General features: G+C 69.4%; 23 protein-coding genes and 2 rRNA genes (1 of these 25 cut by a window edge). 13 read left to right on the forward strand and 12 right to left on the reverse strand.

Annotation, left to right across the window (positions count from 1 at the left end; all coding sequences use genetic code 11):
- The 3 genes from RIU97_RS21955 to RIU97_RS21965 form a co-directional block, all read left to right on the forward strand.
- Positions 1-2,436, forward strand: a 23S ribosomal RNA gene (locus RIU97_RS21955) (it extends 687 nt beyond the left edge of the window).
- A gap of 76 nt (positions 2,437-2,512) precedes the next feature.
- Positions 2,513-2,629: ribosomal RNA gene (gene rrf / locus RIU97_RS21960) — 5S ribosomal RNA — on the forward strand.
- A gap of 148 nt (positions 2,630-2,777) precedes the next feature.
- On the forward strand, positions 2,778-3,329 hold the full coding sequence (locus tag RIU97_RS21965) for a GNAT family N-acetyltransferase (protein ID WP_404962898.1): 552 nt from the start codon (positions 2,778-2,780) through the stop codon (positions 3,327-3,329).
- Here RIU97_RS21965 and RIU97_RS21970 read toward each other — a convergent pair.
- The 6 genes from RIU97_RS21970 to RIU97_RS21995 form a co-directional block, all read right to left on the reverse strand.
- Positions 3,326-4,936 (reverse strand): type VI secretion protein, encoded by a 1,611-nt coding sequence (locus RIU97_RS21970; RefSeq protein WP_404959278.1) that lies wholly within the window; start codon positions 4,934-4,936, stop codon positions 3,326-3,328. The two genes, RIU97_RS21965 and RIU97_RS21970, sit on opposite strands and share 4 nt — an antisense overlap.
- A 2-nt stretch (positions 4,937-4,938) precedes the next feature.
- Complete coding sequence (locus RIU97_RS21975; RefSeq protein WP_319732619.1) at positions 4,939-6,360, reverse strand: ATP-binding protein; 1,422 nt, start codon at positions 6,358-6,360, stop codon at positions 4,939-4,941.
- Positions 6,361-6,379: 19 nt separating this feature from the next.
- On the reverse strand, positions 6,380-7,942 hold the full coding sequence (locus tag RIU97_RS21980) for an SCO6880 family protein (protein ID WP_404959280.1): 1,563 nt from the start codon (positions 7,940-7,942) through the stop codon (positions 6,380-6,382).
- Entirely contained in the window at positions 7,939-9,270 is a 1,332-nt protein-coding gene (locus RIU97_RS21985) for a hypothetical protein (RefSeq protein WP_404959282.1), read from the reverse strand. Before RIU97_RS21985 ends, RIU97_RS21980 begins: the two co-directional genes overlap by 4 nt.
- Entirely contained in the window at positions 9,260-10,087 is an 828-nt protein-coding gene (locus tag RIU97_RS21990) for a hypothetical protein (protein ID WP_404959284.1), read from the reverse strand. The genes RIU97_RS21985 and RIU97_RS21990 overlap by 11 nt, the downstream gene beginning before the upstream one ends.
- A gap of 99 nt (positions 10,088-10,186) precedes the next feature.
- Entirely contained in the window at positions 10,187-10,495 is a 309-nt protein-coding gene (locus RIU97_RS21995; protein WP_008742356.1) for a hypothetical protein, read from the reverse strand.
- Positions 10,496-10,871: 376 nt separating this feature from the next.
- On the opposite strand from RIU97_RS21995, the gene RIU97_RS22000 reads away from it, so the two are divergent.
- Positions 10,872-12,026 carry an alpha/beta fold hydrolase gene (locus RIU97_RS22000; protein ID WP_404959286.1) on the forward strand — a complete coding sequence of 385 codons (1,155 nt, stop codon included), beginning with the start codon at positions 10,872-10,874 and terminating at the stop codon, positions 12,024-12,026.
- 173 nt (positions 12,027-12,199) lie between these two features.
- Here RIU97_RS22000 and RIU97_RS22005 read toward each other — a convergent pair whose 3' ends face one another.
- Positions 12,200-13,021 (reverse strand): pentapeptide repeat-containing protein, encoded by an 822-nt coding sequence (locus RIU97_RS22005; RefSeq protein ID WP_404959288.1) that lies wholly within the window; start codon positions 13,019-13,021, stop codon positions 12,200-12,202.
- Positions 13,022-13,031: 10 nt separating this feature from the next.
- Entirely contained in the window at positions 13,032-13,535 is a 504-nt protein-coding gene (locus RIU97_RS22010) for a GNAT family N-acetyltransferase (protein ID WP_404959290.1), read from the reverse strand.
- Positions 13,536-13,598: 63 nt separating this feature from the next.
- Here RIU97_RS22010 and RIU97_RS22015 point away from each other — a divergent pair, with 63 nt between their 5' ends.
- From RIU97_RS22015 to RIU97_RS22035, 5 genes are all read left to right on the forward strand, one after another.
- Positions 13,599-14,207 (forward strand): LysE family translocator, encoded by a 609-nt coding sequence (locus RIU97_RS22015; RefSeq protein WP_404959292.1) that lies wholly within the window; start codon positions 13,599-13,601, stop codon positions 14,205-14,207.
- Between the two features lie 92 nt (positions 14,208-14,299).
- Complete coding sequence (locus RIU97_RS22020; RefSeq protein WP_404959294.1) at positions 14,300-15,091, forward strand: thioesterase family protein; 792 nt, start codon at positions 14,300-14,302, stop codon at positions 15,089-15,091.
- 124 nt (positions 15,092-15,215) lie between these two features.
- A complete protein-coding gene (locus RIU97_RS22025) occupies positions 15,216-17,015 on the forward strand; it encodes a serine/threonine-protein kinase (protein WP_404959296.1) in 1,800 nt (599 codons plus the stop codon).
- A 74-nt stretch (positions 17,016-17,089) separates the two neighbouring features.
- A complete protein-coding gene (locus tag RIU97_RS22030; RefSeq protein WP_404962899.1) occupies positions 17,090-18,094 on the forward strand; it encodes an NlpC/P60 family protein in 1,005 nt (334 codons plus the stop codon).
- A 204-nt stretch (positions 18,095-18,298) separates the two neighbouring features.
- A complete protein-coding gene (locus RIU97_RS22035) occupies positions 18,299-19,030 on the forward strand; it encodes a phosphatase PAP2 family protein (RefSeq protein WP_404959298.1) in 732 nt (243 codons plus the stop codon).
- Between the two features lie 123 nt (positions 19,031-19,153).
- Here the strand turns inward: RIU97_RS22035 and RIU97_RS22040 are convergent, their stop codons facing one another.
- Complete coding sequence (locus RIU97_RS22040) at positions 19,154-19,360, reverse strand: hypothetical protein (protein WP_404959300.1); 207 nt, start codon at positions 19,358-19,360, stop codon at positions 19,154-19,156.
- 161 nt (positions 19,361-19,521) lie between these two features.
- Positions 19,522-19,737 (reverse strand): hypothetical protein, encoded by a 216-nt coding sequence (locus RIU97_RS22045; RefSeq protein ID WP_404959302.1) that lies wholly within the window; start codon positions 19,735-19,737, stop codon positions 19,522-19,524.
- Between the two features lie 132 nt (positions 19,738-19,869).
- Between RIU97_RS22045 and RIU97_RS22050 the strand changes: the two genes are divergently transcribed.
- Together RIU97_RS22050 and RIU97_RS22055 are read left to right on the forward strand one after the other, a co-directional pair.
- Positions 19,870-20,700, forward strand: coding sequence for a hypothetical protein (locus RIU97_RS22050; RefSeq protein WP_404959304.1), 831 nt, complete (start codon positions 19,870-19,872; stop codon positions 20,698-20,700).
- 153 nt (positions 20,701-20,853) lie between these two features.
- Entirely contained in the window at positions 20,854-21,009 is a 156-nt protein-coding gene (locus tag RIU97_RS22055) for a hypothetical protein (RefSeq protein ID WP_327419582.1), read from the forward strand.
- A gap of 61 nt (positions 21,010-21,070) precedes the next feature.
- On the opposite strand, the gene RIU97_RS22060 is transcribed toward RIU97_RS22055, so the two are convergent.
- Complete coding sequence (locus tag RIU97_RS22060; RefSeq protein ID WP_404959306.1) at positions 21,071-21,409, reverse strand: metal-sensitive transcriptional regulator; 339 nt, start codon at positions 21,407-21,409, stop codon at positions 21,071-21,073.
- 194 nt (positions 21,410-21,603) lie between these two features.
- Between RIU97_RS22060 and RIU97_RS22065 the strand changes: the two genes are divergently transcribed.
- Together RIU97_RS22065 and RIU97_RS22070 are read left to right on the forward strand one after the other, a co-directional pair.
- Positions 21,604-22,224 (forward strand): DUF47 domain-containing protein, encoded by a 621-nt coding sequence (locus tag RIU97_RS22065; protein WP_033225924.1) that lies wholly within the window; start codon positions 21,604-21,606, stop codon positions 22,222-22,224.
- A 5-nt stretch (positions 22,225-22,229) separates the two neighbouring features.
- The gene (locus tag RIU97_RS22070) at positions 22,230-23,228 is read left to right on the forward strand and encodes an anion permease (RefSeq protein ID WP_404959308.1); all 999 of its coding nucleotides are present in this window, start codon (positions 22,230-22,232) and stop codon (positions 23,226-23,228) included.
- Between the two features lie 131 nt (positions 23,229-23,359).
- On the opposite strand, the gene pstB is transcribed toward RIU97_RS22070, so the two are convergent.
- The gene (gene pstB / locus RIU97_RS22075) at positions 23,360-24,136 is read right to left on the reverse strand and encodes a phosphate ABC transporter ATP-binding protein PstB (RefSeq protein WP_404959310.1); all 777 of its coding nucleotides are present in this window, start codon (positions 24,134-24,136) and stop codon (positions 23,360-23,362) included.
- Positions 24,137-24,141 lie beyond the last annotated feature (5 nt).

The raw sequence follows: 24,141 nt of genomic DNA on the forward strand, positions 1-24,141 counted from the left end.
AGTTAGCGGTGTGTAGCGAGGTTAACCCGTGTGGGGAAGCCGTAGCGAAAGCGAGTCCGAATAGGGCGATTGAGTTGCACGCTCTAGACCCGAAGCGGAGTGATCTAGCCATGGGCAGGTTGAAGCGGAGGTAAGACTTCGTGGAGGACCGAACCCACCAGGGTTGAAAACCTGGGGGATGACCTGTGGTTAGGGGTGAAAGGCCAATCAAACTCCGTGATAGCTGGTTCTCCCCGAAATGCATTTAGGTGCAGCGTCGTGTGTTTCTTGCCGGAGGTAGAGCACTGGATAGGCGATGGGCCCTACCGGGTTACTGACCTTAGCCAAACTCCGAATGCCGGTAAGTGAGAGCACGGCAGTGAGACTGTGGGGGATAAGCTCCATGGTCGAGAGGGAAACAGCCCAGAGCATCGACTAAGGCCCCTAAGCGTACGCTAAGTGGGAAAGGATGTGGAGTCGCAGAGACAACCAGGAGGTTGGCTTAGAAGCAGCCACCCTTGAAAGAGTGCGTAATAGCTCACTGGTCAAGTGATTCCGCGCCGACAATGTAGCGGGGCTCAAGCGTACCGCCGAAGTCGTGTCATTGCAGCAATAGGGCCAACGCCCGCTGTGATGGGTAGGGGAGCGTCGTGTGCCGGGTGAAGCAGCAGCGGAAGCTAGTTGTGGACGGTTCACGAGTGAGAATGCAGGCATGAGTAGCGATACACACGTGAGAAACGTGTGCGCCGATTGACTAAGGGTTCCTGGGTCAAGCTGATCTGCCCAGGGTAAGTCGGGACCTAAGGCGAGGCCGACAGGCGTAGTCGATGGACAACCGGTTGATATTCCGGTACCCGCTTTGAAACGCCCAATATCGAATCAGGCGATGCTAAGTCCGTGAAGCCGTTCCGGACCCTTCGGGGAAAGGAAAGTGGTGGAGCCGACGAACCAGACTTGTAGTAGGTAAGCGATGGGGTGACGCAGGAAGGTAGTCCAGCCCGGGCGGTGGTTGTCCCGGGGTAAGGGTGTAGGCCGAGGGGTAGGCAAATCCGTCCCTCATTAAGGCTGAGACCTGATGCCGAGCCGATTGTGGTGAAGTGGATGATCCTATGCTGTCGAGAAAAGCCTCTAGCGAGTTTCATGGCGGCCCGTACCCTAAACCGACTCAGGTGGTCAGGTAGAGAATACCGAGGCGTTCGGGTGAACTATGGTTAAGGAACTCGGCAAAATGCCCCCGTAACTTCGGGAGAAGGGGGGCCATCACTGGTGATCGGATTTACTCCGTGAGCTGGGGGTGGCCGCAGAGACCAGCGAGAAGCGACTGTTTACTAAAAACACAGGTCCGTGCGAAGCCGTAAGGCGATGTATACGGACTGACGCCTGCCCGGTGCTGGAACGTTAAGGGGACCGGTTAGTGCGCTTTCGGGCGTGCGAAGCTGAGAACTTAAGCGCCAGTAAACGGCGGTGGTAACTATAACCATCCTAAGGTAGCGAAATTCCTTGTCGGGTAAGTTCCGACCTGCACGAATGGCGTAACGACTTCTCGACTGTCTCAACCATAGGCCCGGTGAAATTGCACTACGAGTAAAGATGCTCGTTTCGCGCAGCAGGACGGAAAGACCCCGGGACCTTTACTACAGTTTGATATTGGTGTTCGGTTCGGCTTGTGTAGGATAGGTGGGAGACTGTGAAACCTCAACGCCAGTTGGGGTGGAGTCATCGTTGAAATACCACTCTGGTCGTGCTGGATGTCTAACCTCGGTCCGTGATCCGGATCAGGGACAGTGTCTGATGGGTAGTTTAACTGGGGCGGTTGCCTCCCAAAGGGTAACGGAGGCGCCCAAAGGTTCCCTCAGCCTGGTTGGCAATCAGGTGTTGAGTGTAAGTGCACAAGGGAGCTTGACTGTGAGACCGACGGGTCGAGCAGGGACGAAAGTCGGGACTAGTGATCCGGCGGTGGCTTGTGGAAGCGCCGTCGCTCAACGGATAAAAGGTACCCCGGGGATAACAGGCTGATCTTCCCCAAGAGTCCATATCGACGGGATGGTTTGGCACCTCGATGTCGGCTCGTCGCATCCTGGGGCTGGAGTCGGTCCCAAGGGTTGGGCTGTTCGCCCATTAAAGCGGTACGCGAGCTGGGTTTAGAACGTCGTGAGACAGTTCGGTCCCTATCCGCTGTGCGCGTAGGAATATTGAGAAGGGCTGTCCCTAGTACGAGAGGACCGGGACGGACGAACCTCTGGTGTGCCAGTTGTCCTGCCAAGGGCATGGCTGGTTGGCTACGTTCGGGAGGGATAACCGCTGAAAGCATCTAAGCGGGAAGCCTGCTTCAAGATGAGTATTCCCACCTCCTTGAGAGGGTAAGGCTCCCAGTAGACGACTGGGTTGATAGGCCAGATGTGGAAGCCCGGTAACGGGTGAAGCTGACTGGTACTAATAGGCCGAGGGCTTGTCCTCAGTTGCTCGCGTCCACTGTGTTAGTTCTGAAATAACGAACAGCTGTGTTCATGCCAGCGTTCAAATTTCATAGTGTTTCGGTGGTCATAGCGTTAGGGAAACGCCCGGTTACATTCCGAACCCGGAAGCTAAGCCTTTCAGCGCCGATGGTACTGCAGGGGGGACCCTGTGGGAGAGTAGGACGCCGCCGAACAATCATTGCGGAAGCCCCGCACCAGACCTCCGGGTCCGGTGCGGGGCTTTTCTGCGTTTAACCGTGCATGTGCCTGAGGGTCTTGACGTGCGGATTCATGGATGCAGTGTGCACGCGCTGCTGGCTAGCATCACCAACCATGAGTGACATCCAGCATGTGATACGTCCGGTGCGCGACGATGAGTGGGAGAAGGTCAAGGAGCTGCGGATCGCCTCGCTCCACGATCCTGCCGCGCCCATTGCCTTCCTCGACACCGCCGAGCTCGCCGAGGCCCGGCCCGACAGTTTCTGGCAGGAGCGGGCCGCCGGCGCCGCTTCCGGGCGGGCCGTACGGCAGTTCGTGGCCGTCGGGCCCGACGGGGTGTGGAACGGGTCCGTGACCGTGCTCGTCGAGGAGCTCGGCACCACGGATTTCCTCGACCGGGAGATCGAGACGACCCAGGGGCACGTCGTCGGCGTCTTCGTCCGTGAGGGCCAGCGGGGCACCGGGCTCGCCGAGGAGCTGTTCCGGGCAGGACTGGAGTGGGCCTGGTCGTTGGAGGGGCCCGCGCTGGAACGCGTACGGCTCTACGTGCACGACCGGAACGAGCGGGCGCAGGCCTTCTACCGGCGCATCGGGTTCCAGCACAGCGGTGTGCGCGTGCCGCTGGAGAGCGACCCGACCGCCATGGAGCTGGAGTTCGTGGTCCCGAGGCCTTAGGGCAGGTCCGCGTCGGGCCAGCGGGAGCGGGCCTGTTCGCGGCTGCGGCACAGGGCGAGGAGGGGGAGGGGCTCCTGGGCCAGGAGTTCCGGGAGCTGGGGGATCGGGGCCACGGCGGCCACGTCGTCCAGGACCAGGGACAGTGGTGGGTCGAGCCGACCGTGGGATGACCGTGCGGCCATGCGGCGGCCGTGCTCGACCACGTGAGAGGCGAGTGCGGTCAGCAGGGGCATCGCACCCGGGTGGGTGCGGGGATCCTCCAGAGGTTCACCCACCATGTAGAGGGTGCCCCCTTCGGTCACGAACGATGCCAGGGTGAGTGCATCTGTTCGGTTGGGGTTGCAGGCCTCGCGGATGTGGATCGAGGTGAGGCAGGAGAGGGCCCGGGCCGTCAGGTTCTGGGCCAGTTCCCGGCGTTCGGGATGGGCGGTGAGGGCGCTCTCCAGCTCGCCAGCCGCGCCGGGGGCGGCCTGGGGGTGGGTGCGCAGGATGCGGACCGGGTCCTGGGCGCCGTTGCCCTGGGTCCAGCGGTGGAGCTGCTTGAACGGGCGGTCGTCGAGGGCGACGGCCTGGAGCCAGCTGCGCAGGAGCGTTTCCGCCGTGTCGGCGACCGCGGCGTCCATACGGGCCTGCGGGCGTACGGGGGCCAGCAGGGCGATCGCGCGGGCTGCGGCGGTGTCGCGGTCGGCGCAGCCTTCGGCGGGGTTCCAGTGCATGCGGGCCGGCGTGTCGCACAGGTGCGAGGGGTCGTAGAGGAGGACCGGGCCGAGTTTGGCGCGGGCGTCCTTGGTCTCGGCCCAGAGGGTGGGGGAGGAGGTCACGATGAGGGCTGCGCCCTCGGCCTCCCCGATGCGGTGGCTTGCGGCGCGCAGGCGGTCGTCGGGGCTGGCGTAGATGAGGCCGTTCGCCGCGGAGGTGGTGGGCGGGAGGGTGGTGGCTGCGGCTGCCGTCGGCTGGGGGGCGTAACCGAAGCCGTAGCGGTAGGCCTCGTCGGACGGTGCGGCGGAGCCGCTGGGGGCGCTGCCCCCGGGCCCTCCCCCAGCTACCGCTGGGGGCGCCCCCAGCGCCTCGAACGCCGGCGGGGCCGAGAGGGGCGCCGCGGCTGCGATGGCCGTGGCCGGGTTGCCTCCGGGGCCTTGAGCGGCCGCCGGAGCTGCCGCGGGCTGGGCCGGAACGTGCCGCCGGGCGGGTTCCGGGTGCGGGGTCTTCTGCGGTACGGGGTCCAGGGCGGCCTGCCCGGCCAGGGCGCGGCGGGACTTGGTGCGGGCGATCACGCCGATGGCGAAGACGGTGAGCACGAACATCACCAGGAGCTGGCTGACGAACAGGCCCCAGAACAGCCCCCAGCCCGAGAGGGCCGCCGGGTCGGTGTCCGGCCAGGCGGCGGCGACGTCGTGCGGCTCCGCTATCAGGGCGCGCACGGCCTCCGGGGTCCGGGTGAAGGTGACCGTGTCGGGCCAGGCGCCCTTGGCGAAGACGGCGGCCAGGCCGGTGGCCGTCCAGACGAGGACGGCCAGGCCGAGGAGGAAGGCCAGGAGGCCGACCAGCAGGCCGTCCGGGATGCCGCCGCCGCGCGCGGGGGACTCCGTACGTCGTGCGTCGTGCATGGTCAGGCCACCGTGGTCGCGGAACCCGGGCCGCCGTTGCCGCGGCTGCGTTCGATGGACAGGGCGCGTTCCTCCGCTTCGAGTTCGGCGGCCAGCATGTCTTCGGAGAGGAGGGTGGGGGCGGAGGATTCGGTCATGGCGCGGTCCGTGAAGACGAGGGGGCGTTCGGCTTCGGTGATCAGGTGTTTGACCACCTGGACGTTGCCGTTGACGTCCCAGACGGCGATACCGGGGGTGAGGGTGGGGATGATCTCGACCGCCCAGCGGGGGAGGCCGAGGACCCGGCCGGTGGCGCGGGCCTCGTCCGCCTTCTGGGCGTAGATGGTTCTGGTCGAGGCCATCTTGAGGATGGCCGCGGCCTCACGGGCGGCCGCGCCGTCGACGACGTCGGAGAGGTGGTGGACGACGGCGACGAAGGACAGGCCGAGGCGGCGGCCGAACTTCAGCAGGCGCTGGAACAGCTGGGCCACGAACGGGCTGTTGATGATGTGCCAGGCCTCTTCGACGAGGAAGATGCGCTTCTTGCGGTCGGGCCGGATCCAGGTGTGCTCCAGCCAGACGCCGACGATCGCCATGAGGATCGGCATCGCGATGGAGTTGCGGTCGATGTGGGAGAGGTCGAAGACGATCAGCGGGGCGTCGAGGTCGATGCCGACGGTGGTGGGGCCGTCGAACATGCCGCGCAGGTCGCCGTCGACGAGACGGTCGATGACCAGGGCCACGTCGAGGCCCCAGGCCCGGACATCGTCTATGTCGACGTTCATCGCGAGGGCGGATTCGGCCTCGGGGTGGCGCAGTTGCTCGACGATGTCGGTGAGCACGGGCTGGCGGTCGCGGATGGTGTCGACGACGTAGGCGTGGGCGACCTTGAGGGCGAAGCCGGCGCGCTCGTCGAGGCCGTGGCCCATGGCCACCTCGATGATGGTCCGGAGCAGCGCGAGCTGCCCGGTCGTCGTGATGGCCGGGTCGAGGGGGTTGAGGCGGATGCCGTCGTCGTTCGCGGCGATCGGATCCAGGCGGATGGGGGTTATCCCCAGCTGCTGGGCGATCAGGTTCCACTCGCCGACGCCGTCCTCGCCCTGGGCGTCGAGGACGACGACCTGGCGGTCCTTGAAGCGGAGCTGGCGCAGGACGTACGTCTTCTCCAGGGCGGACTTGCCGTTGCCGGATTCGCCGAGGACCAGCCAGTGGGGGGCCGGGAGCTGCTGCCCGTAGAGCTGGAAGGGGTCGTAGATGTAGCCCTTGCCGCTGTAGACCTCACGGCCGATGATGACGCCGGAGTCGCCGAGCCCGGGGGCGGCGGTGGGCAGGTAGACGGCTTGCGCCTGCCCGGTGGAGGTGCGTACGGGCAGGCGCGTGGTCTCGACTTTGCCGAAGAGGAAGCTGGTGAAGGCGTCCGTCAGGGCGGACATGGGATCTCGCATGGGCGGCACTTCCCTCCAGCTAGCGTCGGATGCCGGTGGCGAACGGCAAGGTGTTGACGAAGGCGCGGTGGTGCTCGCGGTCGCACCATTCCAGCTTCAGGTAGGACTTGCCCGCGGAGGCGCGGATCGTCCGCTTGTCGCGGGCGAGGGCTTCGGGCGAACGCGAGGACACCGTGATGTACCCGACCAGATTGACTCCGGCCGCACCGCTCGCGAGATCTTCACCCCTCTGGTCGAGCCGGCCGTGGGCGGCGATGTCGCGGGGGTCGACGGTGCGGTTCATCTTGGCGGCGCGGGAGGCGTCGGCCTCGTCGTTGGTCTTCTCGGTGAGCATCCGCTCGATGGCCACCTCGGTGGGCTCCAGGTCCATGGTGACGGCGACGGTGCGGATGACGTCGGGGGTGTGGACGAGGAGGGGGGCGAGGAAGTTGACGCCCACGGGCGTCATCGGCCACTCCTTGACCCAGGCGGTGGCGTGGCACCAGGGCGCGCGGGTGGAGGACTCGCGGGTCTTGGCCTGGAGGAAGGTGGGCTCGACGGCGTCGAGTTCGGCCGGCCAGGCGTTGCGCTTGGTCATGGCCTGGATGTGGTCGATGGGGTGGTCCGGGTCGTACATGGAGTGCACGAGGGAGGAGAGCCGGCCCTGGCCCAGCGGCTGGCGGACGCGGATGTCGGCTTCGGCGAGGCGGGCGCAGATGTCGGTGAGCTCGCGGGCCATGACGATGGCGAGGCCGGCGTCGCGGTCGAGCTTGCGGCCCTTGTGGGGGGTGGCGGCACGGGCGATGGTGTGGGCCTCGGCGGCGAGTTCGCGCGTGTAGTGCATGCAGGCGACGAGGTACGCGCGGTGCTGCTCGGAGGAGGTGGACACCATCGACTGGAGCTGGTCGTAGGACTCGCGCAGCCAGCCGGGGGCCCGGGTGTCGCCGCGCTGGGCCACGTCCTTGGCGTGCGCGTCGGGGTCGGCGGGCAGGGTGCGGGCGAGCATCTGGAGGCGGGTGACGAAGCCGTCGCCGTTGGCCACGTGCTTGAGGAGGGTGCCAAAGCGGTCGACGAGGGCCTCCTGGTCCTCGCTGTCGCGCAGGCCGACGCCGGGGCCCTCGATCTCGATGGCGGCGGTGACGGTGCGCCGGTCCGCGTGGAGGAGGACGGCGATCTCGTCGGGGCCGAAGGGGGCGGCGAGCCAGCTGATCCGGCCGATGCCGGGGGGCGGGCCGACCTCGACCTCGCGGCCGTCGACGGCGCGGACGCCGGCTTCCATGGCGCCGGAGCGGTAGGTGGTGCCGCGGCGCAGGGTGCGCTTGTAGCTGCGGCTGATCTCGAACCAGCGGTAGAAGGTGCGGCCCTTGTACGGGACGTACACGGCGGCGAGCGCGAGCATGGGGAAGCCGGCGAGGCTGACGATGCGCAGGGTGAGGTCGGGGACGAGCAGTCCGCTCATCATGCCGAAGAACGCCCCGGCGATGATCAGGGCGATCTCGCCGGTCTCGCGGTTCTTGCCGACGATCGCGTTCGGCCGGGCGCGGCCGATGAGATACGTGCGGCGGGGCGCGACCGGGTGCAGCTGGTGGGACTGGGTCGTCAACGCCCGTCACCTCCTGTGTTCCTCGTACTCGAACTCGTGCGGGGTGCGGGTGCGGCGGAGGGGACAGATCCGCCGCCGGCTCCGCCGCCGGAGGTGGGGCGGCTGCTGTGGGCGGCCACGCCTCCGGAGAGGGGGTTGGCGGGGCGGGGCGCGCTGTTGCCGCCTCCGCCGTCGCCTCCGCGGTGGGCGCCGCGGCTGCTGTGCGTCTTGATGCCCTGCGAGACGAGGGAGGCCGGGGAGCTGATGACGGCTGCGGCCTGGGCGCCGTCGGTGGCCTTGCTGCGGTTGGAGCGGGCGGAGGCGATCTCGTCGCCGAAGCCGGGGACGAAGCGGTAGATCATCGCGGAGGCGAAGATCGCCAGGAGGATGATGGCGAGGCCGGTGACGACGGCGGAGAAGGCGTTCGGGCCCTTTTCGCCGGTCAGGGCTCCGGCGAGGCCGAGCACGATGACGATGACCGGCTTCACGAGGATGACGGCGATCATGATGCCGGCCCAGCGGCGGACGTGGCCCCAGAGGTTGCGGTCGACGAGGCCGGAGTAGACGACGACGCCGAGGAGGGCGCCGACGTAGAGGAGGGCGGCCCGGATGAAGAGCTCCAGGTAGAGCACGCCGGCGGCGAGGACGGTGACGAGCGCGACGACGATCAGCATGATCGGGCCGCCGCCGATGTCGTCGCCCTTCTTGAGGGCTTCGGAGAACGAGCCGAAGAAGACGTCGGTCTGGCCGCCGGTGGCGGAGGCGATGACCTCGGTGACGCCGTCGGTGGCGGAGACGACGGTGTAGAGGACGAGGGGGGTGAAGGCGGAGGCGAGGACCGTGAGCCAGAGGAAGCCGATGGCTTCGGACATGGCGGTGGTGAGGGGGACGCCGCGGACGGCTCGCTTGGCGACGGCGAAGAGCCAGAGGACGAGGGTGAGGATGGTGGAGGCGGCGAAGACGACGGAGTACTGCTTGAGGAAGGCGGGGTTGGTGAAGTCGACTTCGGCCGAGCCGTTGACCGCTTCGCTGAGCTTGGTGACGATCCAGGAGGCGGCGTCTGCGCAGCCTCGGGCGAGGGAGGCGAGGGGGTTGAGGGCGTCGGCCGGGTCGCTGGGCGCTAGGCCTGTGCGGGGGGCTCCGCCGCCGCCTTCGCCGCGCTCGCAGTACTCCTTGGCGGGACCGGCGATCAGCGAGCAAGGGTCCTTGCTCGCCGACGGCGTCGGCGTGGGCGTAGGGGTGGGATCGGGCGCGGCCGTCGCGCGCGCCGCGAACAGAACGACCGCGGTCTGGAGGACCGCGGTGAGCGCGCCGATCCTTCGGAGCGACGGCCGGTGGTTACCGGGCATAGGTGAACCCTCCGAATTCGGTGACCGCGCCGCCGATCTCCTCGGAGGTGGATACCGGGGTGTCGCCGGTGACTGGGGTGGGGCCGTCCTTCTGTGAGGTTTCGACGACCTTCCAGCCGGAGCCGTTCCACTTGAGCGTCATCGAGATCGTGAACCAGCCGCTGGTGACGGGGCGAGTGGACTTGTCGCCGGTCAGACCGAACATGCCGATGCACCACACGTCGACCGAAGCAGACCCGTTGCCGAAGTTGTTCACTTTGGTCCCCGCCGGGATGGTCCGGCTGACGAAGGTGGAGCCCGTCGGGGCCAGTCCGTCCTTCGTGAGGCCGATCTGGGCGAGCAGGCCCGCCGAGTAGTCGGCGTCGAACCCGGCTTGGAGCTTGGTGCGGCTGTTCTCCTCCGTGATTGCGTCCACGATGGCCCGGCGCCTCGTCGCGTTGAACATGCCGTCAGACCCCAGTGCCACGGCGAAGTTGGCTGCGGCCGACTGCGCACCCTGCTGGTCCTGGGCGAAGCCCGAGGGCACGCCGGCGTTCTTCTCCATCACCGGTGAGGTGCCTGTCGGGGTGGTGGAGGAGGATGCCGGGGGTTTGTCGGAGGAGGGGTCCGACGGGGTGTCGGGAGCCTGGTTCGCGAACGCGATGGCGGCGATCAGGAGGACCACCACGCCGACCACCGTGACCAGGCTGCGGGCGGCGCGGGGGGTGCGGCGGGTGGGGCCGTACGGGTCGGCGGGGGAGTCCGGGAGGCGGGTGCGGGTCTGGCCCGTGCCGCCGACCTCGCCGTGGCTGCCGCCGTACTGGTCGTCGTTGCTCATTCCGTGTCGGCCCCCTCCGCGTCGTACGACGGTAGCGCTGGTTCCCGCGTAGGCGCGGTGTGGTGAGTCCTCATCAGGTACGGCCGCGGTGTGGCCCGGCTAGACGGCCATTCCGTAGACGATGGTGAAGAGGGTGCCCAGGGAGCCGATGATGAAGACGCCCGTGAGGCCGGCCACGATCAGGCCCTTGCCCTGTTCCGCGCTGAACGTGTCGCGCAGGGCGGTCGCGCCGATGCGCTGTTTGGCCGCCCCCCAGATGGCGATGCCCAGGCACAGGAGGATCGCCACGGCCATGACCACCTCGATCATGACCTTCGCTTCGTTGCCGAGACTGCCGAACGGCCCCCAGTTCGGGGCGATTCCGCCGATGATGGTGGTGATGTCGCCCTTTTCGGCTGCCAGGATCATGTAACTCACCGCCCCTGTATGGGTAGTTCCGGAAGCCCACTGCCCGACGGCAGGGGTTACGCACTATCTTCGCTGATGAAACCGCCGCCGTCGTCGACTTGACGGCTCTCTTTACCCGATCTCGCGGACCGCGCCCGGCCTCCGCGCTCTGACCTGGGCAGGGGCGGTGTGCATGCGCAAGAACATGCGGTCACTCTGTGTATCACGAGGGGTGACGCCGGGCAATGATTGTCGTCTCGGCGTACGGGTGGGGCGCGCGGCGGCCGTTCGGGGCAGTGGGGTCGCGTGTCGTTGGGCCGACTCACCGACATTTGTCCGATGTTTCGTCCACCCGTTGTCGGCGGCGCTGTCAGTGGGGTGCGGGAGGCTGGGGAGCATGACGACTCCATGGACTCTCGCGGATCTCGAGGCGGCCGTCCGGGCGGGATGGTCGGCGGAGACCTCCGCGCCGGCCGACATCAGCAAGGTGCCCTGGAGCCCCGAGAATCCGGCCTGGGGGCAGTGCGACATCACCGCGCTGGTCGTGCAGGACCTCGTGGGCGGGGAGCTCGTGCTGGGGGAGGTGTTCCACGATGGCCGACAGGAGGGCTACCACTGGTGGAACCTGCTGCCCGGGGGCGTACGGGTCGACCTGACGCGGGAGCAGTTCCGGCGGGGGGAGACGGTCACGCCGGGGCGGGTCGTGAAGCGGCCGGACGGGCGGCTGGGGCGGCGCTGGGAGGAGTATCAGCTGCTGCGGCAGCGGGTGATCGACAAGCTGGGGCCGTTGCCGGGGGTGATGCGGACCGAGGACGGGCGGCGGCTCGTCCACACGGACTTCGGGGGGCCGGGGGCGCCGCTGCTCGCGCTGCACGGGCACTTCCAGGACGGGGCGGTCTTCGAGGACCTGGCCCGGGAGGTGGGTCCGGCGTGGCGGGTGATCGCCCTGGACCAGCGGGGGCACGGGCAGTCCGACCGGGCGGGGGAGTACACGCGGGACGGGTACGTCGCGGACGCGGCGGCCCTGCTGGAGCACCTGGGGCTGGGGCCGGCGGTGGTGCTGGGGCATTCGCTGGGCGGGGTGAACGCGTACCAGCTCGCCGCGCGGCGGCCGGAGCTGGTGCGGGCGGTCGTGGTCGAGGACATCGGGGCGGTGGTCGACGACGACCTGTCGTTCGCGCGGGCGTGGCCGCGGCGGGCGGTGACCCGGGACGGGTTCCTGGCGGGGGTGGGGAGCGCGGCTCCCCACCTGGCGGGGTCCCTGCAGGAGTACGAGGACGGGTGGGGGACCGCGTTCGAGGTGGAGGACATGGTGGAGTCCCAGCGGGGGCTGAACGGGGACCACTGGGGGGACTGGCTGAGGGTGCGGAAGCCGACGCTGCTGGTGCGGGGGGATCGGAGCGGGGTGCTGTCGGCGGAGCATGCGCGGGAGATGACGGTGGGGAGGGCGGGGGTGCGGATGGTTGAGTTGCCGGCGGGGCATGTGGTGCGGGTGGGGGATCCGGAGGGGTATTTCGCCGCCGTGCGGGGGTTTTTGGCATGGGTTGCCTAGGGGTGGGCTGGGGGAAGTGGGGTGGCCCGGGGCCGGGGCCGGGGCCGTGGCCGGGTGCGGCGCCGTTGCCGGGGGCCCTGCCCCCGGGCCCCCGCGCCTCAAACGCCGGCGGGGCTGAAAGATCGGGGCTCCGCCCCGGACCCCGCCCCTCGAGCGCGGGCGGGGCTGGGCGCTCAGGTCCAGTGGGTGGGGCGGGTGAGGGTGGGGGGGAATTGGGTGGTGGGGTCGCCTTGGGCGGCGTTCAGTTGGGGCTGGGTGAGGAAGACGGCGTTGCGGAGGTCCGCGCCGCGGAGGTTGGCGTCGCGGAGGTCGGCGCCGATCAGGTCGGCCGTGCGGAGGTCGGCGCGGCGGAGGTCGGCGGCGATCAAATAGGCGCCGCGGAGGTTCGCGCCGCGCAGGTCGGCCCCGGCGAGGCGGGCTCCCATCAGGTCGGCGCCGCGGTGGTTCTTCTTGCGGCCCGGCACCTTGGCCCGTACGAGCTCGCTGGTTTCGAGCAGGAGGGTGTTGATCTCCTGGCGGAGCGGGGTGATGTCCAGGGCCGTGAGGGCTTCGGCGTCGGCGCGGGTCCACTGTTCGGTCTGCGCGAGCATGCGGCGCAGTTCCGTGTGGAGCGGGGCGGCGTCCGGGAGGGTGAGGGCCTCGGCGAGGTAGAAGAGCAGCTCGTGCAGCTGCCGCATCACCGGGAAGACCTCGAACATCTCGCCCCGGGTCTCCGGGTGGGCGCGCCAGTCGCGGCCGCCGAAGGTGACCTGGGAGACCTGCTGGCCCGCCCCGAAGCAGTCGAAGACCGTGCACCCCCGGAAGCCCGTGTCGCGCAGCCGCGTGTGGATTCCGCAGCGGAAGTCCTGCTGGAGGTTCTTGCAGGGGGTGCCGGCGGGCTTGTTCACCGCGAAGTCGTTGGACTTGGCGAAGGGCAGGGCCACGCAGCAGAGCGCGAAGCAGTTCGCGCAGTCGGCTTCCAGGAGGGGGAGCGGGAGGGGGAGGTGGTTCGGCACCTGTCCATTGTTACCGGGTGGGGGCGGTGAGGCGCATTTGGTGGGCGGTCCAGGGGGCGCCGTCGACCTTCTCCACGTCCTCGAGGACCTGCTCGGTGCGGAAGCCGAGGTCTTCGTAGATGCGGATCGCCGCCGTGTTGTGGGCCCAGACGCCGAGGCTGATCTCCGGCAGGCCGAGCTCGCCGAAGCAGAGGCCGACGACCTGGGAGACGAGGGCCCGGCCGAGGCCCAGGGCACGCTGCTCGGGGGCGATCAGTACGCGGCCGAGGCGGGTGCCGGCGACGGAGACGTGCCCGATGCGGTGGTCGCCGGGGGACACGGCGGTCCACGTGTGCCGGCCGGGCTCGGCGGCATAGGCGGCGAGCTGGGCGTCGTCCAGGGGCCAGGTGAAGGCGGGGACTGCCCAGGTCATCAGCTCGGCGGGGGTCTTCACCCATGCGCGCAGCAGGGGTCCGTCCTCGGCGGGGCGGTAGGGGGAGAGGGAGAGCGGGAGGGGGCGTGGGTGCGTGGTCATTCCCCAAGTCTGCTGGTGGCGGACGGGGTTGATCCGGAGAGGGGTGGGCGTGAGCATCGGCTCATGACCGAAGTGATCGCAGTCGCCGTTATTACTCTTCTCGCCGTGATCAGTCCCGGCGCCGATTTCGCCATGGTGGTCCGCAACAGCTACCTCTACGGGCGGCCCACCGGGCTGTTCGCCGCCGCCGGGGTCGCGGCCGGCGTCCTGGTCCACGTCTCGTACACGATGCTCGGGGTCGGCCTGCTGATCGCCAGCTCCACCGCGCTGTTCACCGCGATCAAGCTGGCGGGTGCGGCCTATCTGGTGTGGATCGGGATACGGACCTTCCGGGCGCGGGCCGAGGTGTCCGTGGACCTGGAGTCGAAGCCGCAGCTCAGCCCGCTGGGGGCGATGCGGTCGGGGTTCCTGACCAATGTGCTCAATCCGAAGACGACGCTGTTCGTGGTGTCGACCTTCACGCAGGTGGTGAACCCGGACACCCCGGTGTGGCAGCAGGCGGGCTACGGGCTGTTCATGTCGGCGGCGCACCTGGGCTGGTTCGGGGCGGTGGCGCTGTTCTTCTCCGACTCGCGGCTGCGCGACCGGATGCTGAAGGCGCAGAAGACGCTGAACCGGGCCATCGGGTCGGTGCTGGTGGGGCTGGGGTTGGGGCTGGGGTTCGCCCGCTGACGGTCGCCGACGCCCGCTGACGCTCGCCGACGCTTGCCGAGGCCCTCTGACGGCCGTTGTGGACTCGGTTACCTGTCGGTAGCGTGCGGGGCATGGGCGCTGCCGAGGGGTTCTTCGAACGACTTGATGCCGGGCGGTTCACCGCCACCGAGTACACGCGCGGGCCGTGGGACCCGGGCTCGCAGCACGCCGGGCCGCCGGCCGCGCTGCTCGGGCGGGCCGTCGAGGAGCGGCCGGGTGCGCGCGCGGACATGCGGATCGCCCGGATCACGTACGAGATCCTGCGCCCGGTGCCGATCGGCGCGCTGGAGATCACCACCAGCGTGCTCCGGGCCGGGCGCAGCACCGAGGTGGTCGAGGCCACGCTCGCCCCGGCGGGCGCCGCGCCCGTGATGCTGGCGCGGGCCCTGCGGATCCGGGTCGCCGAGGAGGCGGTGCCGGCCGTGGTGCCGGGGCCGCAGCTGCCGCCGCCCGGGGAGGTGGACGTGACGCCGTTCTTCCCGGTGCCGTGGGAGACGGGCTACCACTCGGCCATGGAGACCCGGTTCACCGAGGGCGCCTTCGTCGAGCCGGGTCCGGGCACCTGCTGGATGCGGATGAAGGTGCCGCTCGTCGCCGGGGAGGAGACCCGGCCGCTGGACCGGGTGCTGATCGCCGCCGACTCGGGCAACGGCATCAGCTCGGTAATGGACTTCGGGCGCTACGTCTTCATCAACGGTGACCTGACGGTCCATCTCCACCGCCACCCGGTGGGCGAATGGGCCTGCGTGGAGGCCCGTACGAGTGTGGACGCGGCCGGGATCGGGCTCGCGGACGCGCTGCTGCACGACGAGAAGGGGCCCATCGGGCGCAGCGCGCAGAGTCTTTTCGTCGCACCCCGGTAGCGGCCGCACCGGACGCCGCACCGGACGCCGCCCCGGATACCTTCCCCGACGACCGCCCGACGACCGTCCTGGCAAGCCAACCCCCTTGTCAGGGGCGGGGTATGCGTGTGGCAGGCTCGTGCGAATGGAGGCCCTGAGAGACACGGATCCCGCGCACATCGGGGCGCAGGTACTGCTGGCCCGGCTCGGCGCCGGTGGCATGGGGCAGGTGTACCTCGGCCGGTCGCCGGGCGGCCGGCTGGTCGCCATCAAGGTGATCAAAGAAGAGATCACCGGTCATCCGGAGGCCCTCGCGCGGTTCCGCCGGGAGGCCGAGACGGTCCGCGCGGTGCGCTCCGCGTACACCGCGAACCTGATCGACGCGTCGCTGGCGGCGCCGCCCTACTGGCTCGCCACCGAGTACGTGGCCGGGCCCACCCTGAGCGACGCGGTGCGCGCGTACGGAGCCCTGCCCGCCGCCGCGTGCCGCAGGCTGTTCGCCGCGCTGGCGGAGGGCCTGGCGAGCGTGCACGCGTACGGGGTCACGCACCGGGACCTCAAGCCGCAGAACGTCATCCTGGGCGTGCAGGGGCCGCAGCTCATCGACTTCGGCATCGCCAAGGGCGCGGCCGAGACGGCTCTGACGCAGGCCGGCACCGCCCCGGGGACCCCCGGCTACACGGCTCCCGAGGTGCTGCTGCGGGGCGAGGCGGCGGACGCCGCTGACGTCTTCGCGCTGGGCGCCACGCTCGCCTACGCGGCGACGGGCCGGGCGCCGTACGGGACGGGGGAGCCGACCGCGGTCCACTTCCGGGCGGTCCACGGCGAGATCGACGTCGACGGGGTGGAGCCGGACCTGGCCGCGCTCATCAGGGCGTGTGTGGCGACGGAGCCGGGGGCCCGCCCCGCCTTGGCCGAGATCATCCGGCGCTGCGCGGTGGATTCGGCCCTGGTCGACGACCCGGTGTACGCGGCGCTGACGGCGACCGCGGGCGGGGCCGCGCAGGTTCCGGGGCTGCCGTCGACGATCGGTCCGGGGCTGCCGGCCGGCTCGGGCTACGTGCCGACGTACGTCCCCGCCGGCCAGAATCAGAACCAGAACCAGAACCAGAACCAGAACCAGAACCAGAACCAGAACCAGAACCGGAATCAGGGCCAGGGCGCCGGCCCGTGGCGTCCGCCGCGCTGGGCGCTGGCGGCCGTCGGCGGTCTGGTGGCGGGCGGCCTCGTCACGGGCGGCTACCTGTTCCTCCAGGACAAGGACGGGGAGGGGGACGGAGGAGGGCGGCGGGCCGGGGGCGCGCCGACCGGAGCGACCACGCCCGGCGGGGCGGCCGGGCCGTCCGGTTCGGGCCGGCCGGCTTCGAGCCCCGCCCCCTCTTCCCCGGGCGGCGGCAGCGGATCGGGGGCCGTGCCCGACCACATCGAGCCGAACAAGGTGTCGCGGGACCTGTGGACCAGCGCCGGTCCGGGCGGTGGGGGCTGCAGTCTGCCCGCGGAGGAGCGGGCGGAGTTCCTGGTGGGTTCCGTCGTCGACGCCGACACTCCGGACGCGAAGACGTTCACGGGCAAGGTCAAGATCCGCGTGTACCTGAAGTCGTACAACACGGAGCAGGGCCCCTACGTCGTCTCCGTCGGGGTCAAGGCTCCGCACGAGATCGACGAGAGCACCCAGCGCCCGTACGAGTTCGTCCGCGACTACAACCACGGCATCGGCTACACCAGCAAGCCCGTCGATCTCAAGGAGCAGGCCACCGGCGGCGAGGTGGAGCTCACGTACCCGGACGACTTCGCCACGCAGCTCGTGGACAACGAGGGGACCACGAAGAGGTTTCCGGGCATCCCGCTCGCCAACGATCCGGGTGACTGGACGGTGCTGGTCTACCGGGTCCGGGGGGTCAAGGAGTACAGCAGCGTCTATTGCACCGGCTTTCCGGTGAAATAGTGCCGGGTCTGGCTGACGAATCCACTGTCAGGGGACGTTCCATGAGGCAGTGTTGACGAGTGCGCAAGTTCTGGATGGCAAGCGGGCTCGGGATCGGTGTGTGCCTGACCTTCATCGCGCTGCTGGTCGTCGGGACGTACTCGGCGGCGGCGGGGATGGTGAACAGCGGCAGGCAGGGTGCCGTCGGACTGGTCAAGGGGTCGGTTCCGGCGATCTATCAGCCGCTGGTGGAGAAGTGGGGAAACCTTTGCCCCGCCCTCAACCCGGCTCTGCTGGCGGCGCAGCTCTACACGGAGAGCGGCTGGAAGCCCGACGTGGTCAGTCACGCCGACGCGCGTGGCATCGCCCAGTTCATCCCGGGCACGTGGGCCACGTACGGCGTCGACGGTGACGGTGACGGCGACCGTGACATCTGGGATCCCAAGGACGCCATCCCCTCGGCGGCCACGTACGACTGCCAACTCGCCAAGGACGTCGCGCAGGTGCCGGGGGATCGGTCCGACAATATGCTCGCCGCCTACAACGCCGGCCCCTACCGCGTGATCAAGGCCGGGGGCGTGCCTCCGATCAGCGAGACGCAGGGCTACGTGAAGTCCATCCGCGCCCTGGAGAAGAGCTTCGCGCGGCCGGTCGGGCGGGTGGCGCCGTCGCAACAGGCCGCCGGGGCCATCTACTTCGCGCAGAAGCAGCTCGGCACGCCGTACCTGTGGGGTGGCAACGGAACGCCCGACCAGGGTGGGCGGTTCGACTGCTCCGGGCTGACCAAGGCCGCGTACGAGACGGTGGGGATCCAGCTGCCGCGCGTGGCCAACGACCAGTACAACGCCGGGTCCCATCCTCCGCGCGACCAGCTGCTGCCCGGTGATCTGGTCTTCTTCTCCGACGATCTGACGAATTCTCGGGAGATCCGGCACGTCGGGCTCTACGTGGGCGGCGGGTACATGATCAACGCCCCGTACACCGGTGCCGTGATCCGCTTCGACAAGATCGACACCCCCGACTACTTCGGTGCGACGCGGGTGACCAAGGATGGTGCGCAGGCGCTTCCGGACCGTTCCGCGGCCGGTCGGACGCCGTAGCAACTCTCCGTGAGGCCAAGGCCCTGAGCTGCGACGACGAGTCTCTCTTCGATAACGTTGGAGTGATCATTCGGTGGAGAGTGGAACGTAGTCGCCAGAACGGGCGTTCCATGAGCGCGGGGGTTGATCAAGTGGGGGGCGAAGGGGCGCACACAGGGGTGCGCCCGCACAGGAACCACGGCAAGGGCAAGGGGCCGCATCACCATGGCTGGACTCACAACAGGTGGGCCGAACGTGGATGTCAGCCTGCTGTACGAGGTCAACGGAGCGGCCCGGCATGCTCCGGGATGGCTGGACCGGGTCGTGAGCCTGGCCGGTGAGTACGGGATCCTGCTGGCCCTGGTGCTCCTGGTGTTGTGGTGCTGGCACGGTGCGCGCCGGCAGGACGAGACCACGGCCGTCGAGTCCTTCGCCGCGCTGGTCTGGGCCCCGCTGGCCGCCGGACTGGCCCTCCTCGTGAACGTACCGCTGCGCGAATTCGTCGGACGGCAGCGGCCGTTCCGGCAGCACGAGGGCCTGCAGGTGCTCGATCCCGGCTTCGGCGCGGGGATCGGGAACACCGAGTTCTCCTTCGTCAGTGACCACACCACCCTCGCGATGACCCTGGGCGTGGGTCTGTTCCTGGCGAACCGGAAGATCGGCTTCCTGGGGATCGGACTGGCCCTCGCCGAAGGTTTCTGCCGCGTCTACGTGGGCGTCCACTACCCGACCGACGTCATCGGCGGCCTCGCGCTCGGCACCGCCGTGGTGCTGGTGCTCGCGCCGCTCGCCATGGCGCTGCTGACCCCGGTGGTGCGGGCGGTGGCCGGCTCGCGGCGCGTCGGGCGGCTCGTACGGGCCAAGGGCCGGGCGGTGCCCCGCCCGGTCGGGCTCGCGACGCAGGCCCAGACCCCGCCCGCCGGGCAGCGCACGCACGAGAACGACCTCGCCGCCTGAGGCCGACGCGGACTCAGGTCCGCGCGTACGCATTCCATACGGCCAGCAGGGCGGCCACCAGCAGGCACAGCCCCGCCGCCCCGAAGCACACCCGGACCGCCGACCGGCGGGGCCGGGGGGGGGTCACGGGTCGCCGCCGTCGCGGCGGTACCGGGAGCGCAGCCACCAACCGGTGACCGCGGCCGCGGCGGAGGTGAGCCCGATGGCCAGGGCCACGTCGGCCGGGCTGTCCGCCGAGCCCACGGGCCTGGCCCAGGCCGCGGCGGCCGGGGCGAACGCGATGAGCAGGGCCCAGAGGAGGGCCGTGAGGCGGGCTGCGGATCCTGGCATGAATCAAGGGCATTCGCTGCGCCCCGACCCGGCCAGCCGGGCCGTCCGAACGGGCTAGGGATTCCCCGCGGCCCCTGACCCCCGGCCCCTGACCCCCGGCCCCCGGCCCTGGATCCTCGGCCTCCGGTCCTCGGCCGCCGCCCCTCGCCGGAGCCGTTGCGTCAGCCCGCCGGGTGCCGGGCGGCGTCCTTGCGGGCCAGGTCGCGGGAGCGGCGGGCCGGTCCCGACCAGCCGCAGGTGCAGACCGCCAGGGAGAACGCTCCGCGTTCGGCGGTGGAGGTGGTGTGGCCGGTCGATGGCTGCGGCTGTGACGTCTGCCGCGGGAGCGGCTCGGAGGCAGGCGGAGGGACCAGGGTCGCGTCGGTGTGCGGTTCCACACCCCCACGGTACCCGGGGCGGGCCGCCGCCGGGGGAGGTGCGCCCCCGTGACGGGAAACCCCGGACCTCGTTAAGCGGAGCGGGTGGGGGCCTCGGGCAAGCAGCGGTCACGCGTTGGGGGTTGGCAGGCGATGGTGGTTCACCAGCACAGGCGGCGGCCCGGACGTGCGGGTGAGGCGGTGCTCGCTGCCGGCGTCACCCTGGCGGTCACGGCGATGAGCGGGTGCGCGGGCGGCGGCAGCGACGGGCGCCCTCAGGCGGACGCGGCGGCGGTGGTCCGCGGAGCCGCCGACGCGCTGACGAAGACGGGCAGCGCCCGGGCCCGTACGGCGATGGAGATGGCCACGGGCGGGACCCGGGTCACGATCCGCGGTGAGGGCGGGGTCGACTTCAAGAACCGGATGGGCCAGCTCCTGGTGATGCTCCCGACCGATGTGAAGGGCGAGGACGAGCACCGGCCCATCACCGAGCTGCTCGTGCCGGGCGCGCTCTACATGAAGAACCGCGGCGCCGGCGTCCCCGCGGACAAGTGGGTCCGGGTCGACACGACGACCCTCGCCGACGGGAACCTGGTCACGGGCGGGGCCACCGATCCGCTGGTCGCGGCCGAGCTGCTGCGGGGCGCGCAGGAGGTGACGTACGTGGGGGAGACCGAGGTCGCGGGCACCAAGGTGCGGCACTACCGGGGGACCACCGACATCGGGCGGGCCGCGGGCAGGGCGTCGGCGGAGGTGCGGGGGGCGCTGGAGGCCGCGGCGAAAGGGTTCAGCAAGGACACCGTGCCGTTCGACGTCTACCTGGACGAGCAGGGGCGTCTGCGGAAGGTCCGGCACCGTTTCACGTACGTCAACAATGGCGTGATCGATGTCTCGTCGACCACGCTGCTGTACGGGTTCGGGACGCCGGTGACCGTCGTATTGCCGGCAAGTGGGGACATTTACGCCGGGAAGATCGCTGAGTAGTGGGGCGGGCGGAGGGTGGGCGGTGCGATCGGGCCATGGGCCGGTATCCGGAAATGGTCCATCCGTGTCATGTGCCGCGGGCCATGGCGTCCCTACGCTGAGAAGCCGGGCCCGAGCGTCGATGACCGTAGACGGCAGACTGAGGTGACACGCGTGACTCCCGCAGGCGGTACGACGGTGCAGGACCACGTGGCCCTCGCCGAGATCGAGCTGTGCGGTGAGCTGATCATCGCGGCGTCGGCGGCGGTGGAGGAGCGGCTCAGTCAGGACCGGATCGACGAGGTGCTGATGGGCATCTGGTCGGGCTGACCGTCGTGTCTTCCCCGGCTGTCGCCGGGAGGTGCCCCCAGGGGCTCCGCCACGGACCCCGCTACGTGCGCAGCAGGCGGGCGATGGCCTTGGTGGCTTCCTCGACCTTGGCGTCGATCTCGGTGCCGCCCTTGACCGCGGCGTCGGCCACGCAGTGGCGCAGGTGTTCCTCCAGCAGCTGGAGCGCGAAGGACTGGAGGGCCTTCGTGCTCGCCGAGACCTGGGTGAGTATGTCGATGCAGTAGACGTCCTCGTCGACGAGCCGCTGCAGGCCGCGGATCTGGCCCTCGATCCGGCGCAGTCGTTTGAGGTGCTCGTCCTTCTGGTGGTGGTAGCCGTGGACCGCTCCGCCGTCGTGGGGCGCGTCGGCTCCGGAACCCTCCGCCTCGATGGTCGTCATGCGTCCTCCCATGGTCCTGAATGAGGGATGCATACCCCTCATGGGTATAAGATACTGGGCCGCTGCCCAAGGGGCAGGGGTCCGTGGTCCTCACTCTGCCTGATGGAGGACACTGGGGAACGGCCGGTTAGCCGTGGCCGGGGGATGCGCCTAGCATCAGCCTGACCGAATCCGATGCACCCCGAGGACCTCACGTGCGATTTCGTCTGACCCCCAGGGAGACGAGCTTCTACGACATGTTCGCCGCATCCGCGGACAACATCGTCACGGGCTCCAAGCTCCTCATGGAACTGCTCGGAGCGGACTCCTCCGCCCGGGTCGAGATCGCGGAGCGGATGCGGGCAGCGGAACACGCGGGGGACGACGCGACCCACGCGATCTTCCACCAGCTGAACTCCTCCTTCATCACGCCGTTCGACCGCGAGGACATCTACAACCTGGCTTCTTCGCTCGACGACATCATGGACTTCATGGAGGAGGCCGTCGACCTCGTCGTCCTCTACAACGTGGAAGAGCTCCCCAAGGGTGTCGAGCAGCAGATCGAGGTCCTGGCGCGCGCGGCCGAGCTGACCGCCGAGGCCATGCCGCACCTGCGGACGATGGACAACCTCACCGAGTACTGGATCGAGGTCAACCGTCTTGAGAACCAGGCCGACCAGATCCACCGCAAGCTGCTCGCGCAGCTCTTCAACGGCAAGTACGACGCCATCGAGGTGCTGAAGCTCAAGCAGATCGTCGACGTGCTCGAAGAGGCGGCCGACGCGTTCGAGCACGTTGCGAACACGGTGGAGACCATCGCGGTCAAGGAGTCCTGAACCTCGTGGACACCTTCGCTCTGGTCGTGACCATCGGTGTCGCGCTCGGCTTTACGTATACGAATGGTTTTCACGACTCGGCGAACGCGATCGCGACCTCCGTCTCGACGCGGGCGCTGACCCCGCGCGCGGCGCTGGCGATGGCCGCCGTGATGAACCTCGCCGGTGCCTTCCTGGGCAGCGGGGTCGCCAAGACGGTCAGCGAGGGCCTGATCGAGACGCCCCACGGCGACCGGGGCATGTGGATCCTCTTCTCGGCGCTCGTCGGCGCGATCGTCTGGAACCTGATCACCTGGTACTTCGGCCTGCCCTCGTCCTCGTCGCACGCGCTCTTCGGCGGCATGGTGGGCGCGGCGCTGGCCGGCGGCACCGGTGTCATCTGGAGCGGGGTGCTCGACAAGGTCGTCATCCCGATGTTCGCCTCGCCGGTCGTCGGTCTGGTCGCCGGTTACCTGGTGATGGTGGTCATCCTGTGGATGTTCCGCCGGTCCAACCCGCACAAGGCCAAGCACGGGTTCCGTATCGCGCAGACCGTGTCGGCGGCCGCCATGGCGCTGGGCCACGGTCTCCAGGACGCGCAGAAGACGATGGGCATCGTCGTGATGGCGCTGGTCATCGCCGATGTGCAGAGCGCCGACGACGCGATCCCGGTCTGGGTCAAGATCGTGTGTGCCGTGATGCTGTCGCTGGGTACGTACGCGGGCGGCTGGCGCATCATGCGCACGCTCGGCCGCAAGATCATCGAGCTGGACCCGCCGCAGGGCTTCGCGGCCGAGACCACGGGCGCCTCGATCATGTTCGGCTCGGCGTACCTCTTCCACGCGCCGATCTCCACCACCCACGTCATCACCTCGGCGATCATGGGCGTGGGTGCGACCAAGCGCGTGAACGCGGTCCGCTGGGGCGTCGCCAAGAACATCGTCCTGGGCTGGTTCATCACGATGCCGGCCGCGGCCCTGGTCGCCGCGCTCTGCTTCTGGATCGTGAACCTCGCCTTCGTGTAGGACACGGGAAGCATGACGCGGGAACGAAAGCGGGCCGGCTCCCCCCACCCAGGGGGAGCCGGCCCTTTTTCTTTCTTTCGCCTTGCGGTGGCACCGCCATGCAGCACCGCAGGACGCTTGCACATCCCGGTTTAGCCGAAGCGGCCCGAGATGTAGTCCTCGGTCGCCTGCACGGACGGGTTCGAGAAGATCCGGTCCGTGTCGTCGATCTCGACGAGCTTGCCGGGCTGGCCGACCGCCGAGAGGTTGAAGAAGGCGGTGCGGTCCGAGACGCGGGCCGCCTGCTGCATGTTGTGCGTCACGATGACGATCGTGAAGCGCTCCTTGAGCTCGCCGATCAGGTCCTCGATGGCGAGGGTGGAGATCGGGTCGAGGGCCGAGCAGGGCTCGTCCATCAGGAGGACCTGGGGCTCGACCGCGATGGCGCGGGCGATGCACAGACGCTGCTGCTGGCCGCCGGAGAGGCCCGAGCCGGGCTTGTTCAGGCGGTCCTTGACCTCGTTCCAGAGGTTGGCGCCCATGAGGGACCGCTCCACGATGTCCGTGAGCTCGGACTTCTTGAAGTTGCCGTTCAGCCGCAGGCCCGCCGCCACGTTGTCGAAGATCGACATGGTGGGGAAGGGGTTCGGGCGCTGGAAGACCATGCCGACGGTGCGGCGGACCGCGACCGGGTCCACGCCGGCGCCGTACAGGTTCTCGTCGTCCAGGAGCACCTTGCCCTCGACGCGGCCACCGGGGGTGACCTCGTGCATGCGGTTGAGGGTGCGCAGGAAGGTGGACTTGCCGCAGCCGGAGGGGCCGATGAAGGCGGTCACGGAGCGGGGCTCCACGGTCATCGAGATGTCATCGATGGCCTTGTGGGTGCCGTAGAAGGCGGACAGTCCGCTGACGTCGATTCGCTTCGCCATGAGGG

The sequence above is a fragment of the Streptomyces sp. 147326 genome (assembly GCF_045000215.1).
In the GTDB taxonomy this organism is placed as follows: domain Bacteria; phylum Actinomycetota; class Actinomycetes; order Streptomycetales; family Streptomycetaceae; genus Streptomyces.